We start from the raw sequence: 14846 nt of genomic DNA, 5'->3' as shown, positions 1-14846 counted from the left end.
ACGTTTCGGGTGAGGAGCGACCGTCAGCGTGCGCGATCGGCCGCCTGCCCGGCCACACGTGTGTAGGGTGCGCTGTCATGGTTGAAGACTGGCGGGACGACAGGATCGGCAGCGCCCTGAAAGGCGCGAATCCCACGGTGCTCCGGCGACTTGACGCCGGCTTCGCGGTGATCGGCGACGTACAGTTCCTGCCGGGGTATTCGGTCCTCCTGGTGGACGAACCCGAGGTGCAGCGCCTGTCCGAGCTGCCGCGGACCAAGCGGACGGCCTTCCTGGCGGACATGGACCGGCTGGGCGAGGCCGTGGAGCGGGCCTGCCGGCGTCTGGACCCGGAGTTCCGGCGCGTGAACCTGGAGATCCTCGGCAACACCGACGGCTTCCTGCACGCGCACGTGTGGCCCCGGTTCGAGTGGGAGAGCCCGGCACTCGTCGGCCTCCCGGTGTGGCTGTATCCCCGGGACAACTGGCGCGATCCCGCGAGCGCACTCGGCCCCGAGCACGATGTCCTCCGCGAGGCGATCGGCCACGAGCTCGACGTGCTGTCGGCCGCCGCTCCTGCGAGTCGTCACACGCCCGCGAGTTGACGGGACCGTTCGTACTCGGGAGCATGTGACGCTGCCCGTGCCCGCGGGTGCACGCAGACCGGTTTCCTGAGGTGTGGGGTCATGGAGTTCGTGGTGTCCGAACGGTACGTCAGCAAGGTCGGCCTGGCCGTCGGCGCGGCGCTGGTGCTGGCGACCTGCGCGGCAGGCGGCGGCGACGCGGTGGCGGCCACCGGCCCGGCCGCGCACGGCGCGGTGGTCGGTGCGCCCGGGGCCGCGCAGCCGGCGGCGGCCGGCGTCTCGATCACCGAGGGCGAGGTCGCCGAGGTGGGCCCGAAGGGCACGATCCTCTACCCGTCGGTGACCAGCTGCCTGGTCATCACCGTGTACCTGCGGGACGGCGGCAAGGTCGGCGGCCACGCGAGCCTGTTCCAGGTGCCGGGCAAGTACCGTTCGGACGAGATCCTTCCGGCCATCAGGCGTGCCGTCCGCGGCCGGCCGGTGCGGGCCGTCGACGTCAGCGGAGCCGTCGGGGCCTGGAACCCCTCGTACTTCGAGAAGGCCATCGAGCAGTACACCGACGGGTCGGCCCCCGAACCGACGGGCGACGCCAAGGGGATCGGCGACGTCGTGGCCAAGCTCCTGGGACAGCCGCGCAAGGCCGTCACCGTCCGGGACGTGCCGGACGGTGACATCACCAGGTGAGCGCGGGCGGCTGGCCGGTGCACCGTCCGGAAATCGGAAGATCCGCCGTGCGGCGGTGAACTCCCGTGGGATGCTGTGCCCTTGGTCCGGATACCGCATCGACCGGGGGAGCCACCCATGCCGCTCTTCGGCAACCGCAAGAACCTTCCGAAGCCGCTGTGCGACCAGCACGGCCCGTGCAAGGCGCTGGCCGAGATCTCGGTCTTCGAGGTCCGGGACCGGCTGCGGCTGCTGTTCGCCCCCACCCGCACCCTGGGCCCCGACCCCGTGGCCCGGCCGGTCGACGACGAGCTGTCGGTCGTCCTGTGCGTCGACGGCGGGAAGCGGGGCGGGAGGACCGACGCCCTGTCGATAGCCGAGCACGCCGCCGACCAGTGGAGCATCAGCCGGGCCGAGCTCTGGGAGCGGGCCTTCGCCAACCTGGCCACCGAGCAGCTCAACCGGCAGTCCTTCAACGCGACGAACGGCGACGTCCTCCACGCGGTCAACGGGACGGGGGCGTGGCCCGGCGCAGCCCAGGCACTGCGCCTGGAGAACGCCCTGGGCGGGGCGGAGCTGCCCCACGGCGCGCTGGTCACCCTGCCGACGAACAACGGGTTCTGCGCGGCGCCGATCCGCAGCGGGTCGTCCCTGAACGCGATCCGGTTCATGATCGACCTGTCGAAGCAGCTCCAGATCAACGACCCGGCCCCGCTGACCTCCTCGGTCTTCTGGTACCGGGACGGCTGGCTGGAGAACCTGAACGTCGGCGACAACGGCATGATGCGGCCGTCCACCCGCTTCCGGGAGATGGTGAACGGCCTCCCCGCCACGTGATCCCGTCCAGGGCCCGGCACCGGGCCCCACGGCCCGGTGCCCCCTGCCTCCCCCTACTCGCTCCGGCGTTCCACGCCGTCGAGGAGTAGGCCGAGGCCCAGTTCGAACCCGCGGTCGTCGAGGCCCGTCGCGCCTCCGCCGCGGGCGAAGGAGCCGTCCAGGGCGTCCGCGAGCGCCGGGTACTCCGGCCGGTAGGCGGCCGGTTCCCGGGTGAAGCCGGCGGTGAAGGTCTCCATCGCCGAGCCCAGAACCAGGTAGTCCAGGGCCGCGGCGACCTCCGCCGCGTCCGCGGGGCCGAGGCCGGCCCTGCCCAGGAGGGCGAGCAGCGCGTCGTAGCCGCGCAGGGCGCTGTCCGCCTCGACGCGGCGCCGGGCGAGCAGCGCGACGGCGTTCGGGTGCCGCAGGAAGACGGCGCGGTAGCCGCGCGCGTACGCGGCGAGGCCGGAGCGCCAGTCGGGGTCGCCGAGCGGCTCGTGGTCGATCTCGTCGTTGACCAGCTCGGAGACCGCGTCGACCAGTGATTCCTTGCTCTGGATGTGGTTGTAGAGCGACGCCGCCTTGACCCCGAGCCGGTCCGCGAGTGCGCGCATGGTCAGTCCCTCGGGACCTTCCTCGTCCACCACCTGGAGCGCGGCGACCGCGATCCGCTCGTGGGTCAGCAATGCCCTGCTCGGTCGGCCCACCAAAAATCCCCTCTTCCGCTGTCCCCGTCCAGGGGCTATGGTGCCAGACCAACAGCCGTCGCTAACTAAGTTAGTTTTATCTGGAGGGCGCAGTTCGTGGCCGAGAACACCCCCACCGAGCACACCCCACCCGTGCGCACCACAGCCGTGAGCACCACAGCCGTGAGCACCACAGGCGAGAAGACCGACGCCGACCGGCTCGCCGCGCTCGGCTACCAGCAGGAGCTGCGGCGCAGCCTCAGCGTGCTCGGCAACATCTCCATGGGCTTCGCCGTCGTCTCCCCGGTCGTCGGGCTGTACGCCGCCGTGCAGGTCGGCATGAGCGTCGCGGGCGGGGCCTGGATCTGGGCGCTGCCGCTGTGCCTGCTCGGGCAGTGCCTGGTCGTCGCCGTCTACTCCGAGCTCGCCTCGCAGTGGCCGCTGGCCGGCGGCGCCTACCAATGGAGCAGACGCCTGTCCAGACCGGCCTTCGCCTGGCTGAGCGGCTGGATGTGGCAGTTCGCCGTGATGTTCGGCAACACCACGGTCGCCTACCTCGCCTCCCCGTGGCTCTTCGCCCTCTTCGGGGCCGTCCCGACGCCCACCGAGCAGGTCCTCGTCTCGGTCGGCTTCCTGCTCTTCTGCACCGCGGTCAACACCTACGGCATCAACTTCCTGCGCTGGTTCGTCAGCCTGGGCATCGCCGCCGAGGCCGTCGCGTCCGTCCTGGTCGGCTTCACCCTGCTGCTGGTCTTCCGGCAGCACGGCTTCTCCCTGCTCACCGACTTCCTCGACGCGCCGAAGGGGCTGGGCATCAGCGACACCGGTGCCCTGCTCGCCGCCGTGGCCGTCGCCGGCTGGGCCTTCATCGGCTTCGACGCCTGCGTGTCGACCGCCGAGGAGACCAAGGACGCGGCCCGGCAGGTCCCCAGGGCCATGTGGTGGTCGCTGCTCAGCGTCGGGCTCGTCGTCATCCTCAACGCGGTCTCGGTCGAGCTCGCCCACCCCGACCCGGCCGCCGTCGTCGCGGTCACGGACCTCGACCCGGTCACCACCGCCGTCACCCACGCCTTCGGCGGCTGGGCCGACAAGCCCTTCGTCCTCGTCGTCCTGATCAGCTTCACCGCCTGCCTCATGGCCTCCCAGGGCGGCGCGGCCCGCGGCCTCTACTCCCTCGCCCGCGACGACGTCTTCCCCTTCTCCCGCCACGTCCGCCGGATCAACCGGCACAAGGCGCCGATCGGCGGCCTCGTCGCCGCCACGGTGATCAGCTGCGCCGCGCTGCCCCTCGGCCTGAGCACCTCGGCCATCGGCAGCCTGATCACCTTCGGCAGCGCCGCCACCTTCGTGCCGTTCTTCCTGCTCACCGTCGTCGCCCTGACCGCCCGCCTGCGCGGTACCTGGAAGCCCGCCGGAGCGGTCGGCTACGGGCGCCTCGGCACTCCGATCAACCTCCTCGCCGTGCTGTGGACCGGCTTCGAAGTGGTCAACATCTGCTGGCCGCGCGCCGTCCTCGCCCCGGCCGGAGCGCCCTGGTACCAGGTCTGGGCGGCACCGCTCGGCGTCGGTACCGTCACCCTCGCCGGCCTCGCCTACCTGCTGGCACGCCGCCCCGACCGCCGCATGCCCGACCCCGACCAGGACCGCCCTTCCACCGACGAACTCGCCCCGGCCGTCCTGTAGTTCCGCGACCACCCCGTGACGCGTCCGGGGCCGAGCGCCCCGGACCGTCCGACCGCCTCACATTCCTAGGGACACCCGCATGACCCACCCGTTCGACGTCGTCGAGACCGGCATCGCCGACCTGCGCGCGGCGCTGGAGAAGGGCGAGACCACCTCGGTCGGCCTGCTCGACGCCTACCTCGCCCGGATCGAGGCCTACGACCGGCCCGGCACCCCCACGGCGCTCAACTCCGTCGTCGTGATGAACCCGGACGCCCGCGCCGACGCCGAGGCCTCCGACGCCCGCCGCGCCCAGGGGCGGACGCTCGGTCCGCTCGACGGCATCCCGTACACCGCCAAGGACAGCTACCTCGCCAAGGGCCTGACCGCCGCCGCCGGTTCGCCGGCCTTCGAGCACCTGGTAGCCCGGCGCGACGCCTTCGCCATCGAGCGGCTGCGCGCCGCCGGCGCCGTGCTCATCGGCCTGACCACCATGCCGCCGATGGCCAACGGCGGCATGCAGCGCGGCGTCCACGGCCGCGCCGAGAGCCCGTACAGCGCCGACTGGCTGACCAGCGCCTACGGCTCCGGCTCCTCGAACGGCTCGGGCACCGCCACGGCGGCCTCGTTCGGCGCGTTCGGCCTCGGCGAGGAGACCTGGTCCTCGGGCCGCGCGCCCGCCTCGAACAACGCGCTGTGCGCCTACACCCCCAGCCGCGGCGTGATCTCGGTGCGCGGCAACTGGCCGCTCGTACCGACCATGGACGTCGTGGTCCCGCACACCCGGACCATGGCCGACCTGCTCGAACTGCTCGACGTCATCGTCGCCGACGACCCGGACACCCGCGGCGACCTGTGGCGGGCCCAGCCCTGGGTGCCGATGCCCGCACCGTCCCGCGTCCGCCCGGCCTCGTACCCCGCCCTGGCGCCCGCGGACACGGCGGCGGCGCGCGCGACGCTCGCCGGCAAGCGCGTCGGCGTGCCCAGGATGTACATCAACGCCGACCCCGACGCGGGCACCAACCCGGACGGCGGCATCGGCGGCCAGACCGGGCAGCGGATCGACACGCGCGCCTCGGTCCTCGCCCTCTGGCAGGCCGCCCGCCGCGACCTGGAGTCCGCCGGCGCCGAGGTCGTCGAGGTCGACTTCCCCGTGGTAACCAACTACGAGTCCGACCGGCCCGGCGCGCCCTCCCTGCTCACCCGGGGCCTGGTCGGCCGCGACTTCCTCGCCCGCGAGATCCTCGACCTGTCGGCCTGGGCCTGGGACGACTTCCTGCGCGCCAACGCGGACCCCGCGCTCCCCACCCTCGCCGACGTCGACGGCGCCCTGATCTGGCCCAAGCACCCGGGCGAACTGCCGGACCGCTACGCCGGCTTCGACGACGTGATCGCCGACTACCCCCGACTGGTCCGCGACCAGGCCTACCGGGCGTTCACCGACATCCCACACCTCGAACAGGGACTGCGCGGGCTGGAGGAGACCCGCAGGATCGATCTGGAGGAGTGGATGGACGAACTCGGCCTGGACGCCGTGGTCTTCCCCACGGTCGCCGACGTCGGCCCGGCCGACATGGACGTGAACGAGGCCTCCGCCGACCTGGGCTGGCGCAACGGCGTGTGGGTCGCGAACGGCAACCTCGTACCGCGCCACCTCGGCATCCCGACGGTGACCGTGCCGATGGGCACCATGACCGACACCGGCATGCCGGTGGGTCTGACCTTCGCGGGCCGCGCCTACAACGACAACTCGCTGCTCCGCCTCGCCGCCGCCTTCGAGAGGACCGGGCGCCGCCGCACGGAACCGCCCCGCACCCCACGGCTGCGGGCCTCCTGAGGCCCCGACCCCGAGCGGCCCGTCCCCGCCTGAACCGGGGACGGGCCGCCGTCCAGGGCGGACGGGAACGAACTCAGTCGCCGTCCGGGGCGTCGAAGCGGCGCCGGGACGCCTCGACGTGGCCGGCGTGCCGGCGGGTCCAGTGGCAGATGCCGTGCACCGTCTCCTGGAGCTCACGGCCGGCCGGGGTGAGGGCGTAGTCGACCCGCGGTGGCACGGTGGCGTACGGAGTGCGCTCGACGATGCCGTCGCGTTCGAGGTTGCGCAGCGTCTGGCCGAGCATCTTGTGGCTGATCCCGTCGACCGCGGCCTTCAGCTCGCCGAAGCGCAGCGTCCGCTCCCCGAGGGCCTCGACAATCAGCAGTGCCCACTTGTCGGCGATCCGCGCGAACACCGACATGGCGATCGCACGGACCTCGGCCGTCACCTCCGGAGAGGTCCTCTCCACGGTCACCTGAAGGTTCCCCTGTCACCCGAAAGTGCGTTCTTCCAGGTCGACCCTAACTCTCCTACTGTTCCCGAGTGACCGGAACGATCAGTTGAGGGGGCGGACCATGACCATCCTGAAGACCTACGGCCGGGTGTGGAGCGACGACATGGACGCCGCGCTCGCCGTGCTGGTGGAGCTGGTGGAGGAACCCGCCCACCTGCGTTTCGCGTTCGGGGAGGTGGAGATCGCGGCGATCGGCGACTTCCTGGTGATCGCGGGCAGCCCCGAGGCGACGGCGCGACTCCCCCGGGCCTCCACGACCGTGGTCGTCTCGGACCTGACCGCCGTGGAGGCGCTGCTGACCGCCCGTGGTGCGACGCTCACCCACGGCCCGGAGCGGAGCCTGACCGGCTCCTACCTGTACGCCCGGCACGCCGACGGCGCGGAGGTCGAGTACGTCCAGTGGAAGCCCGAACTGATCACCCGGATCCTGGGCCGGGCGGGCCGACCGGGCTCGGACTGAGCCGGCGGCCCGCCCGGCTCAGGTCGTCCCCGCTCAGGTCGTCCCGCGATCGTTCCGGCCCGCGGCCTGCGCGGTCTCCGCCGCCCTGGCCGCCTGGCGCTGGCGCCGCCTCGCGCCCAGCCAGCCCGCCAGACCGATCAGTCCGCCCGCGATCGCCGCGGCGACCAGCTTGTGCAGCAACTCGGACACAACGACTCCGCTTCCCGAAAGTGGCCGGCGCAGAGGATCGCGCCGCCGTGAACACCGATGGCCCGACGTTAGGAAGCGGCGATGAAATCACCGTGAAAGCAGCCGCGGGCCCTGCCCCGGTCACGTTTCCACAGGTGAGACGCCGTATGCACGACCGGCCAGATATGGCCGCTCCCCCGTCCTGTCCCCCCGGCCGCCGCCCGGACCAGCATCGAGGCCTCAGCAGAAGCCCGGAGCCGTCCGCCCCGGCCGGAGAACCAGAACCACGGAGCAGCCATGCCGCCGAGCCCACCCGCCGTCGCCGCCCTCGACCCCCGCCAGCGCGACGTGCTGTACGCCATCGGCTGCGGCCTGACGGACGCCGAGATCGCCGCCTCGCTCGCCATTCCGGAACGCGCCGTGGCCGGCCACCTCGGCCGGATCCTGGCCACGCTCCGGCTGCGCGACCGGGCCGCCGCCATCGTCCACGCCTTCGACTGCGGACTGGTGACGCCCGGCCACGGCCCGCGCCGGCGGGCAGCGGACACCCCGTCACGGACCGGCGCTCGCCGGCCGGCGGACCGTACGCCCGACGCGGGCCTGCGGATCTCCCTCCTCGGTCCGCCGCGGGCCTGGCGGGACGGGCGACCCGTCGGCCTCGGGCCGGCTCGCCAGCAAGCCGTCCTCGCCGCACTGGCCCTGCGGCCGGACCGGGCGGTGGGCACGCACGAACTGCTGGACCGGATCTGGGGGATGGAGCCGCCGATCGGGAACGTCGTGCCGGTCTACATCTACCGGCTGCGCAAGATCCTGCGCACCGGGCCCGGGGGCGGCACGGACCCGGTGATCGAACGGGAGCAGGCCGGCTACCGGCTCAACCGCCGTGCGGTCGAGGTCGACGTGGCCCGCGCCGAGGAGCTGGCCGCCGCAGCGACGACGGCCGAGCGCGCCGGTGACCTGGCCGAGGCCGTCCGCGCCTGCTCCCAGGCGCTGGACCTCTTCTACGGCGAGCCCCTGGCCGGCCTCCCCGGACGGTTCGCCGAACTCGAACGGCTACGGCTGACCGAACACCGGATCACCCTGGCCCAGCGGAAGGCGGAGTGGCAGCTTCAGCTGGGCCGGACCGCCGAGGCGACCGCCGAACTGTCCGCCCTGGCCACGGCGCACCCGCTCAACGAGCAGGTCGTCGCACTCCTGATGCGCGCCCTGCACCAGGGCGGCCGGCAGGCCGAAGCCCTGGCCGTCTTCGACCGCACCCGCCACCGGCTGGGCGAGGAACTGGGGGTGCTCCCCGGCGAGTTGCTGCGCCGCACCCGGCAGACGCTGCTCCGCCGGGGCCGGAGCTCCTGACCGGGCCCGCGTCCGTCTCCGGGGAGTACGGAACCGGGCCGGGCTCCGGATCTTGATAGGGTCGAACGCCAGGGGGGCTGTCGTGAGCGAGATACCGCAAGCACGTGAGGAACTGAACCGGCTGGGCCGGTCCCTGCGCGAGCAGATGGTCGCGCTGATCAGCGACCTGACGCCCGGCGCGGACCTCCACCTGCTGTTCCTCGACGATCCGTTGCTCGCCGACTGGCACGAGCCGCTCCGCCACCACTTTTCGGCCCTGTTCCGCGGGGAACGTCCCGCGACCGTCACCGCCGCCGAGATCACCTCCCGTGCGGCCGCCCTCCTCGACGCGGCCGGTTGGGACGTCACGACATCGGAGGAGCAGCAGGACGGGAAGCGCGCCACCCTGGTCCTCGCCCACCGTGACGGCAACGTCATCCGGGTCGGGACCGGCGACCACACCTCCGCCGTGATGTTCAGCGGGCGGACGCCGGCACTGGCACTCCGTGCGCCGAAGCCGTTCCAGCGGCCGGAGCCGGTGCGGACAGCGGAGACCGTCACACCCGGTTACGTCCTCTGCTACGAGTGCGAGGGCCTCGGGTGGTGCTACGGCTGCGGCGGTCGCGGGTGGAGGCCCAGCGAACCCCATGGGCGGACCCGCTGCAGGGAGTGCTCCGGGAGGAAGGTCTGCCCGATCTGCCGTGGCGGGGGCGAGCTGGCCGTCTCCCAGCTGTCGGAGTACCAGCGGGGCTACTACCCGGACGTGGACTGACACCGGACCGGTGTCCTGCGTCCTGCGTCCTGCGTCCACGGATGACACTCCCGCCGGACATGGCCGGAACTCGGCGGTGCACGGCGGGGAGTGGGGTTAGCCTGACGACATGGTTGCAAACTACAAGGAAGAAGTAGCCATGGGCGACCCGGCGTTCATCAGCGCACCCGCCCTGATCCTGCGGGCCCTGTCCACCGACCCGGACCGGCGCGCCATCACCACCGCCGACCGCGTCGAGATCACCGCGGGCGACTTCGCCGCCGCCACCTACCGCCTAGCCCACGAGCTCGTCGCCCGGGGCGTCCGCCGCGGCGCGACCGTCACCCTCCTCACCGGCAACACCGCCGAGGCGCTCAGCGCCCGCTACGCCGCGGGCCTGGCCGGCGCGCGCGTGGTGAACCTGTACGACGGGATGAGCGCCCCGGTCCTGGCCGAGATCGTGGCCGGCGCGGACACCACCGTCCTGCTCGTGGACGCCGAACGGTACGCGGACGCGGCCGAGTTGCTGCCCCTGGTCGACGTCACGGCGGTCCTCGCGCTGGGGCCGGGCGGGCCCGCCGAGGACGTGATCGCCGCCTCCGCCAGCCGGCCCGCCGAGGACCCGGCCGTCCCCGTCGGCCCCGGCGACGACATCGGGATCCGCCACACCGGCGGCACCACCGGCATCCCCAAGGGCATCGTCAGCCTCCACGGCGCCTACCGCAGCATCCTCGACACCCCGTTCGACGGCCGTCCGCACGACGAGCCGCCCCGCCTCCTCGTCGCAACCTCGCTCGCCCACCTCGCGGGGGTGCTCGCCGACGTGACGCTCCACGCCGGCGGCTCGGTCGTCCTCCAGCGCTCCTTCGACCCCGGCGCGGTGCTCGCCGCCATCGAGCGCGAACGCGTCACCGACCTGTGGCTCCTGCCGCCGCTGCTCTACCGGCTGCTCGACCACCCGGCCATCGGCCGCACCGGCCTGGCCGGGCTCCACCGCATCACGTACGGCGGCTGCCCCTCCTCCCCGACCAGGATCCGCGAGGCCGTCAAGGTGTTCGGGCCCATCCTGGTCAGCCTCTACGGCATGTCGGAGGCGCAGAAGATCGCCGTGCTCACCCCGGACGAGTACGCGCGGTTCGGCGACGACGGCCCGCTGCCGGTCGGCCGGCCCTTCCCCGACGTGGAGGTGGCGATCCGGTCCGCAGACGGCACCGACCTGCCGGCCGGCGAACCGGGCGAGGTCCACGTGCGCTCCGCCACCCTGATGGCCGGTTACCTGAAGCGGCCCGACCTCACCGAGCAGGTGCTGCACGACGGCTGGCTCGACACCGGCGACGTCGGCTACTTCGACGCCGACGGCTACCTCTACCTCTCCGACCGCCTCAAGGACCTGATCATCGTGGTCGGCGGCCACGTCTACCCCACCGAGGTCGAGGACCTCCTCCTCACCCACCCGGCCATCGCCCAGTGCGCCGTCTACGGCGTGCGCGACGCCCAGGAGGCCGAACACGTCCACGTCGCCGTCGTCCCCGCGCCGGGGCAGCGGCCGCAGCTGGAGGACGTCCGCGCCTTCGTCACCGCGAACAAGGGCCGCATCTACGCGCCCGAGGCCCTGCACCTGGTGGACGCGATCCCGCTGACGGCCGTCGGCAAGCCCGACAAGAAGCGGCTCCGCGAGGCTCTCGCGGACTGAACCCGCGTTCGCCCGGACGGCGGGGCGCTCACCGAAACCCCACCGAACCCCGCATGGATCCACACCCGCTTTCAGCCCATGGTGGGGTTTGGCTCAATGAACCACCGCCCGGGTGCCGAGAAGCCAACGGGGGTGGCGGCGCTGAGGGCTGCCACCCCCACCACGGCCCGTCAGGGCGGATACCCGGTTGGAGAACACCGGGCGCAGCACTACCATCCGGCACATGATCATCTCTCATGACGTGGCCGGGACCGGACCCGCCGTCCTCCTGCTGCACTCCTCGGTGTGCGACCGCCGGATGTGGGACGCCCAGTGGCAGCCGCTGGCCGACGCGGGCTACCGGGTGGTGCGGTGCGACTTCCGGGGGTTCGGCGACTCCCCGCTGGCGGACCGCCCGTACAGCGACGCCGGAGACGTCCTCGCCCTGCTCGAACACCTCGGCATCGAGTCCGCCGCGCTGATCGGCGCCTCCCACGGCGGACGGGTCGCGCTGACGGTGGCCGCGCTGCGCCCGCACGCCGTGTCCGCACTCGCCCTGCTGGGGGCGGGCATGCCCGGCCACGAGCCCAGTGCGACGCTGCGCGCCTTCGGTGCGCGCGAGGACGAGCTGATCGAGGCCGGTGACGTGGCGGCGGCCGTCGAACTGAACGTCTCGACGTGGCTGGGGCCGGACGCGGACGAGGAAGCCCGCGAGAGCGTCCGGCGGATGCAGCGGCACGCCTTCGAGGTGCAGGCCGAGGCCACCGGCGGACCGGATCGCGAGGAGGTCGACCTCACCCGGATCACCGCCCCCACGCTGGCCGTCTCCGGCGCGCACGACCTGCCGGACTTCCGCGAGATCGCGGCCGCCCTGCCCGTCCGGCTCCCGGGCGCCCGCCACCTCGAACTGCCCTGGGCCGGCCACCTGCCGAACCTGGAACGGCCGCACGAGGTGACGCGGATGCTCGTCGATTTCCTCGCGGACACCGCCGGATCGCGGTAGCGGTGACGGCGCCGATCCCCCTGTGGAGGCCTCGGCACGACGGAATCCTGCTAGCGCTCGAACGCTCCGGGGAGGCGGGTGAGCCCCCGACGCTCCTGCTCCGCCGTCCGCCAGGCCGCCGTGACCGCGCGGTGGGCGGCGGCCGTCGCCTCCGCGATGCAGCCCTCCAGATGGAGCGGCGCGCCCACGTGGACGTGCACGGCCGGACGCCGCAGCGGGGCGGTGGCGAAGCCGGCGATCTGCTTGGTGGCGCTGCCCGAACTCAGGCGGCGCGCACCGCACTGGCCGAGCGGCACCACCGGGGCGCCGCTCGCCGCGGCCAGCCGGGCCAGGCCGGTGCGGAAGGCGCCCGGCTCGGCGTCACCGGAGTCCCGGCGCTCGGGAAGGCAGCCCTCGCCGTAGATCAGCACGACGCGGCCGGCCGCCAGCGCGGCCGCGGCCGAGTCGAGGGCCGAGGCCGCCCGGGCCGTCCCCCGGTGGACCGGGATGTGCCCGCCGGCCCGCAGCACCCCGCCGAGCACCGGGATCCGCCACAGCCCGGCGGTCGCCATCACCACCGGCTCGGTGCCGAGGCGGCGCAGCGCGGCCAGCACCACGCCCGGGTCCGCGAGGGAGCTGTGGTTGGCCACGACGATGCTGCCCGGGGCGACCGGGCCCGCCAGTTCGGAGGTGACGGACAGACGGCCGAGGACGGGGAGCAGCGTGCTGGCGATCCGGCTGAGCATGGACGTTCCTCTTCTGGCCTTCGACGCGCGGGCTGGTGCCGCCATCCTCGCGGAGCACCGCCGCCGGCCGCCTGAGTAGCCGTACTCAACCCGGCGTGGGGTCGCCCGTCCGCGACACCCCAACTCGGCTTCACCCAGGGCAGAACGCCGCGCCCTTCCCCCGGAGCCCGGGATCCATAGGCTGGAGGGGTGAGCACTCATGCGCCGAACGAAGCCCGCGTCATCCCCCTGCGCCCGAAGACCGCGCCGGCCGGTTCCGGCCGGGCGGCCGGTGCCCCGCAGCGGCCGGCCGCCGCCCCGCAGCCGTCCGAGCCGAAGGAACCGCTGTGGCGCGACCTCGTCGGCGACGTGCTGCGGCGCGAACGGCTGGCGCAGGACCGCACGCTGAAGGACGTCGCCGACGAGGCCCGGATCTCGATGCCGTACCTGTCGGAGCTGGAGCGCGGACGCAAGGAGGCCTCCTCCGAGGTCCTCGCGGCCGCCGCCCGGGCCCTCGGCCTCGGCCTCGGCGACCTGCTCTCGCTCGCCCAGGAGGACCTCGCCCGGCACGCCCGGACCAGCCGGCTCGGCCGGAAGTCGCCTACGGCGCAGTCGCGGTACGACGGCCTCTGCCTCGTCGCCTGACCGGGCCGGCGGCCGGTACACCCCTGTGGTACCGGCCGCCGTGCCCGTGCCCGTGCCGTCAGCGGTCAAGCGGCTCAGGCGAACGCGAGCCGCCGGCTCAGCACCTCGTCGGCGATCCCGTACGCGACGGCCTCCTCGGCGGTGAGCACCTTCTCCCGGTCCATGTCCGCGCGCAGCGTCGCCACGTCGTGGTGCGTGTGCCGGGACAGGACCTCCTCCACCTGCGAGCGGATGCGGACCATCTCCTTGGCCGCGAGGCTGAGGTCCGAGACCGTCCCCTGCCGCCCGCCGCTGGCCGGCTGGCCCAGCAGCACCCGCGCGTGCTGGAGCACGAACCGCCGCCCGGGATCCCCGCCGGCCAGCAGCACCGCCGCCGTCGACGCCGCCTGGCCCACGCAGAACGTGGAGATCGGCGCCTGGACGAACGTCATCGTGTCGTAGATCGCCATCAGCGAAGTGAACGATCCGCCGGGCGAGTTGAGGTAGATCGAGATCTCGCGCTCCGGGTTCTCCGACTCCAGGTGCAGGAGCTGGGCGATGACCACGTTGGCGACGCCGTCGTCGATCTCGGTGCCGAGGAAGATGATCCGCTCGTTCAGCAGCCGGCTGAAGACGTCGTAGGACCGCTCGCCCTGCGCGGTGCGCTCGATCACGTACGGAACCGTGTACGACCCCATGTCACAGCCCCATCCGTCGGCGCGACGAGGCCGGGCGGATGTCGGCGAGCGACTCCACCACCCGGTCCACGATCCCGTACTCCCTGGCCTGTTCGGCCGTGAACCAGCGGTCGCGGTCGCCGTCGCGCGCGATCGTCTCCTCGCTCTGCCCGGTGTGCTCGGCGGTGATCCGCTCGATGGCCTTCTTGGTGAACAGGAGGTTCTCCGCCTGGATCTCGATGTCCGCGGTGGAGCCCCCGATGCCCGCCGACGGCTGGTGCATCATGATCCGCGCGTTCGGCAGCGCGAACCGCTTGCCGGCCGCGCCGACGCTGAGCAGGAACTGCCCCATGCTGGCGGCGAAGCCCATCGCCAGCGTCGAGACGTCGTTCGGGATGAGCCGCATGGTGTCGAAGATGGCGAGCCCCGCGGTGACCGACCCGCCCGGGCTGTTGATGTACAGGCAGATGTCGGTGCGCGGGTCCTCCGCCGAGAGCAGCAGCAGCTGCGCACAGACCCGGTTGGCCGACACGTCGTCGACCTGCGTGCCCAGCAGGACGATCCGCTGGGCGAGCAGTTGAGCCGCGAGGTGGTCGTCGAACCGGCTGGGCGGGGTGTCTCCCTCCTCCGCGCGGGGCAGGAGGGTGCCGAGTGGAGTCATCAGGTCTCCTCGAAGAGCCGGGGATGCTGTCCCCATCACTCTCGACCGCCGAAGACCCTCGGATGCGATTTCTCTGCCCG

The 14846-nt window shown here is 73.1% G+C and carries 17 protein-coding genes; 11 read left to right on the top strand and 6 right to left on the bottom strand.

From position 1 onward, the window contains the following. The first annotated feature begins 77 nt into the window (after positions 1 to 77). From ACFVU9_RS24350 to ACFVU9_RS24340, 3 genes are all read left to right on the top strand, one after another. On the top strand, positions 78 to 584 hold the full coding sequence (locus tag ACFVU9_RS24350) for an HIT family protein (protein WP_380448540.1): 507 nt from the start codon (positions 78 to 80) through the stop codon (positions 582 to 584). Between the two features lie 81 nt (positions 585 to 665). Then, positions 666 to 1247, top strand: a complete 582-nt coding sequence (locus ACFVU9_RS24345; protein ID WP_387596573.1) for a hypothetical protein — start codon at positions 666 to 668, stop codon at positions 1245 to 1247. A gap of 117 nt (positions 1248 to 1364) precedes the next feature. Beyond that, positions 1365 to 2063, top strand: coding sequence for a hypothetical protein (locus ACFVU9_RS24340; RefSeq protein WP_380448536.1), 699 nt, complete (start codon positions 1365 to 1367; stop codon positions 2061 to 2063). A gap of 53 nt (positions 2064 to 2116) precedes the next feature. On the opposite strand, the gene ACFVU9_RS24335 is transcribed toward ACFVU9_RS24340, so the two are convergent. Beyond that, positions 2117 to 2746 carry a TetR/AcrR family transcriptional regulator gene (locus ACFVU9_RS24335; protein ID WP_380448534.1) on the bottom strand — a complete coding sequence of 210 codons (630 nt, stop codon included), beginning with the start codon at positions 2744 to 2746 and terminating at the stop codon, positions 2117 to 2119. A gap of 162 nt (positions 2747 to 2908) precedes the next feature. On the opposite strand from ACFVU9_RS24335, the gene ACFVU9_RS24330 reads away from it, so the two are divergent. Further along, positions 2909 to 4408, top strand: coding sequence for an APC family permease (locus tag ACFVU9_RS24330; protein ID WP_387596569.1), 1500 nt, complete (start codon positions 2909 to 2911; stop codon positions 4406 to 4408). A gap of 79 nt (positions 4409 to 4487) precedes the next feature. After that, a complete protein-coding gene (locus tag ACFVU9_RS24325) occupies positions 4488 to 6224 on the top strand; it encodes an amidase (RefSeq protein WP_387596566.1) in 1737 nt (578 codons plus the stop codon). 73 nt (positions 6225 to 6297) lie between these two features. On the opposite strand, the gene ACFVU9_RS24320 is transcribed toward ACFVU9_RS24325, so the two are convergent. Then, positions 6298 to 6624, bottom strand: coding sequence for a winged helix-turn-helix transcriptional regulator (locus ACFVU9_RS24320; RefSeq protein ID WP_387596623.1), 327 nt, complete (start codon positions 6622 to 6624; stop codon positions 6298 to 6300). A gap of 154 nt (positions 6625 to 6778) precedes the next feature. Between ACFVU9_RS24320 and ACFVU9_RS24315 the strand changes: the two genes are divergently transcribed. Beyond that, positions 6779 to 7177: a VOC family protein gene (locus tag ACFVU9_RS24315; protein WP_380500366.1), complete on the top strand. Its 399-nt coding sequence runs from the start codon at positions 6779 to 6781 to the stop codon at positions 7175 to 7177. Between the two features lie 33 nt (positions 7178 to 7210). On the opposite strand, the gene ACFVU9_RS24310 is transcribed toward ACFVU9_RS24315, so the two are convergent. Next, on the bottom strand, positions 7211 to 7366 hold the full coding sequence (locus ACFVU9_RS24310) for a hypothetical protein (RefSeq protein ID WP_380446112.1): 156 nt from the start codon (positions 7364 to 7366) through the stop codon (positions 7211 to 7213). 276 nt (positions 7367 to 7642) lie between these two features. On the opposite strand from ACFVU9_RS24310, the gene ACFVU9_RS24305 reads away from it, so the two are divergent. The 4 genes from ACFVU9_RS24305 (at position 7643) to ACFVU9_RS24290 (ending at position 12100) form a co-directional block, all read left to right on the top strand. Next, positions 7643 to 8695: a BTAD domain-containing putative transcriptional regulator gene (locus ACFVU9_RS24305; RefSeq protein ID WP_387596562.1), complete on the top strand. Its 1053-nt coding sequence runs from the start codon at positions 7643 to 7645 to the stop codon at positions 8693 to 8695. Positions 8696 to 8777: 82 nt separating this feature from the next. After that, on the top strand, positions 8778 to 9446 hold the full coding sequence (locus tag ACFVU9_RS24300; RefSeq protein ID WP_387596559.1) for a hypothetical protein: 669 nt from the start codon (positions 8778 to 8780) through the stop codon (positions 9444 to 9446). Positions 9447 to 9555: 109 nt separating this feature from the next. Then, positions 9556 to 11118, top strand: a complete 1563-nt coding sequence (locus ACFVU9_RS24295; protein WP_387596556.1) for an AMP-binding protein — start codon at positions 9556 to 9558, stop codon at positions 11116 to 11118. 223 nt (positions 11119 to 11341) lie between these two features. Beyond that, a complete protein-coding gene (locus ACFVU9_RS24290) occupies positions 11342 to 12100 on the top strand; it encodes an alpha/beta fold hydrolase (protein ID WP_387596553.1) in 759 nt (252 codons plus the stop codon). 50 nt (positions 12101 to 12150) lie between these two features. On the opposite strand, the gene ACFVU9_RS24285 is transcribed toward ACFVU9_RS24290, so the two are convergent. After that, a complete protein-coding gene (locus ACFVU9_RS24285; RefSeq protein WP_387596550.1) occupies positions 12151 to 12825 on the bottom strand; it encodes a lysophospholipid acyltransferase family protein in 675 nt (224 codons plus the stop codon). Between the two features lie 189 nt (positions 12826 to 13014). Between ACFVU9_RS24285 and ACFVU9_RS24280 the strand changes: the two genes are divergently transcribed. Further along, entirely contained in the window at positions 13015 to 13449 is a 435-nt protein-coding gene (locus ACFVU9_RS24280; RefSeq protein WP_387596547.1) for a helix-turn-helix domain-containing protein, read from the top strand. 74 nt (positions 13450 to 13523) lie between these two features. On the opposite strand, the gene ACFVU9_RS24275 is transcribed toward ACFVU9_RS24280, so the two are convergent. Then, positions 13524 to 14126 (bottom strand): ClpP family protease, encoded by a 603-nt coding sequence (locus ACFVU9_RS24275; RefSeq protein WP_380446105.1) that lies wholly within the window; start codon positions 14124 to 14126, stop codon positions 13524 to 13526. 1 nt (position 14127) lies between these two features. Next, a complete protein-coding gene (locus tag ACFVU9_RS24270; RefSeq protein ID WP_380446104.1) occupies positions 14128 to 14766 on the bottom strand; it encodes an ATP-dependent Clp protease proteolytic subunit in 639 nt (212 codons plus the stop codon). Positions 14767 to 14846: the final 80 nt, after the last annotated feature.

This window comes from Kitasatospora sp. NPDC057936 (assembly GCF_042887525.1).
Classification (GTDB): domain Bacteria; phylum Actinomycetota; class Actinomycetes; order Streptomycetales; family Streptomycetaceae; genus Kitasatospora.
This window is presented reverse-complemented; position numbering and strand designations above follow the sequence as displayed.

Coding starts and splice junctions, on each gene's coding strand:
- ACFVU9_RS24350 (WP_380448540.1), top strand. CDS start 78: ATGGTTGAAGACTGGCGGGACGACAGGATCGGCAGCGCCCTGAAAGGC.
- ACFVU9_RS24345 (WP_387596573.1), top strand. CDS start 666: ATGGAGTTCGTGGTGTCCGAACGGTACGTCAGCAAGGTCGGCCTGGCC.
- ACFVU9_RS24340 (WP_380448536.1), top strand. CDS start 1,365: ATGCCGCTCTTCGGCAACCGCAAGAACCTTCCGAAGCCGCTGTGCGAC.
- ACFVU9_RS24325 (WP_387596566.1), top strand. CDS start 4,488: ATGACCCACCCGTTCGACGTCGTCGAGACCGGCATCGCCGACCTGCGC.
- ACFVU9_RS24320 (WP_387596623.1), bottom strand. CDS start 6,624: ATGTCGGTGTTCGCGCGGATCGCCGACAAGTGGGCACTGCTGATTGTC.
- ACFVU9_RS24315 (WP_380500366.1), top strand. CDS start 6,779: ATGACCATCCTGAAGACCTACGGCCGGGTGTGGAGCGACGACATGGAC.
- ACFVU9_RS24305 (WP_387596562.1), top strand. CDS start 7,643: ATGCCGCCGAGCCCACCCGCCGTCGCCGCCCTCGACCCCCGCCAGCGC.
- ACFVU9_RS24295 (WP_387596556.1), top strand. CDS start 9,556: ATGGTTGCAAACTACAAGGAAGAAGTAGCCATGGGCGACCCGGCGTTC.
- ACFVU9_RS24290 (WP_387596553.1), top strand. CDS start 11,342: ATGATCATCTCTCATGACGTGGCCGGGACCGGACCCGCCGTCCTCCTG.
- ACFVU9_RS24285 (WP_387596550.1), bottom strand. CDS start 12,825: ATGCTCAGCCGGATCGCCAGCACGCTGCTCCCCGTCCTCGGCCGTCTG.
- ACFVU9_RS24275 (WP_380446105.1), bottom strand. CDS start 14,126: ATGGGGTCGTACACGGTTCCGTACGTGATCGAGCGCACCGCGCAGGGC.
- ACFVU9_RS24270 (WP_380446104.1), bottom strand. CDS start 14,766: ATGACTCCACTCGGCACCCTCCTGCCCCGCGCGGAGGAGGGAGACACC.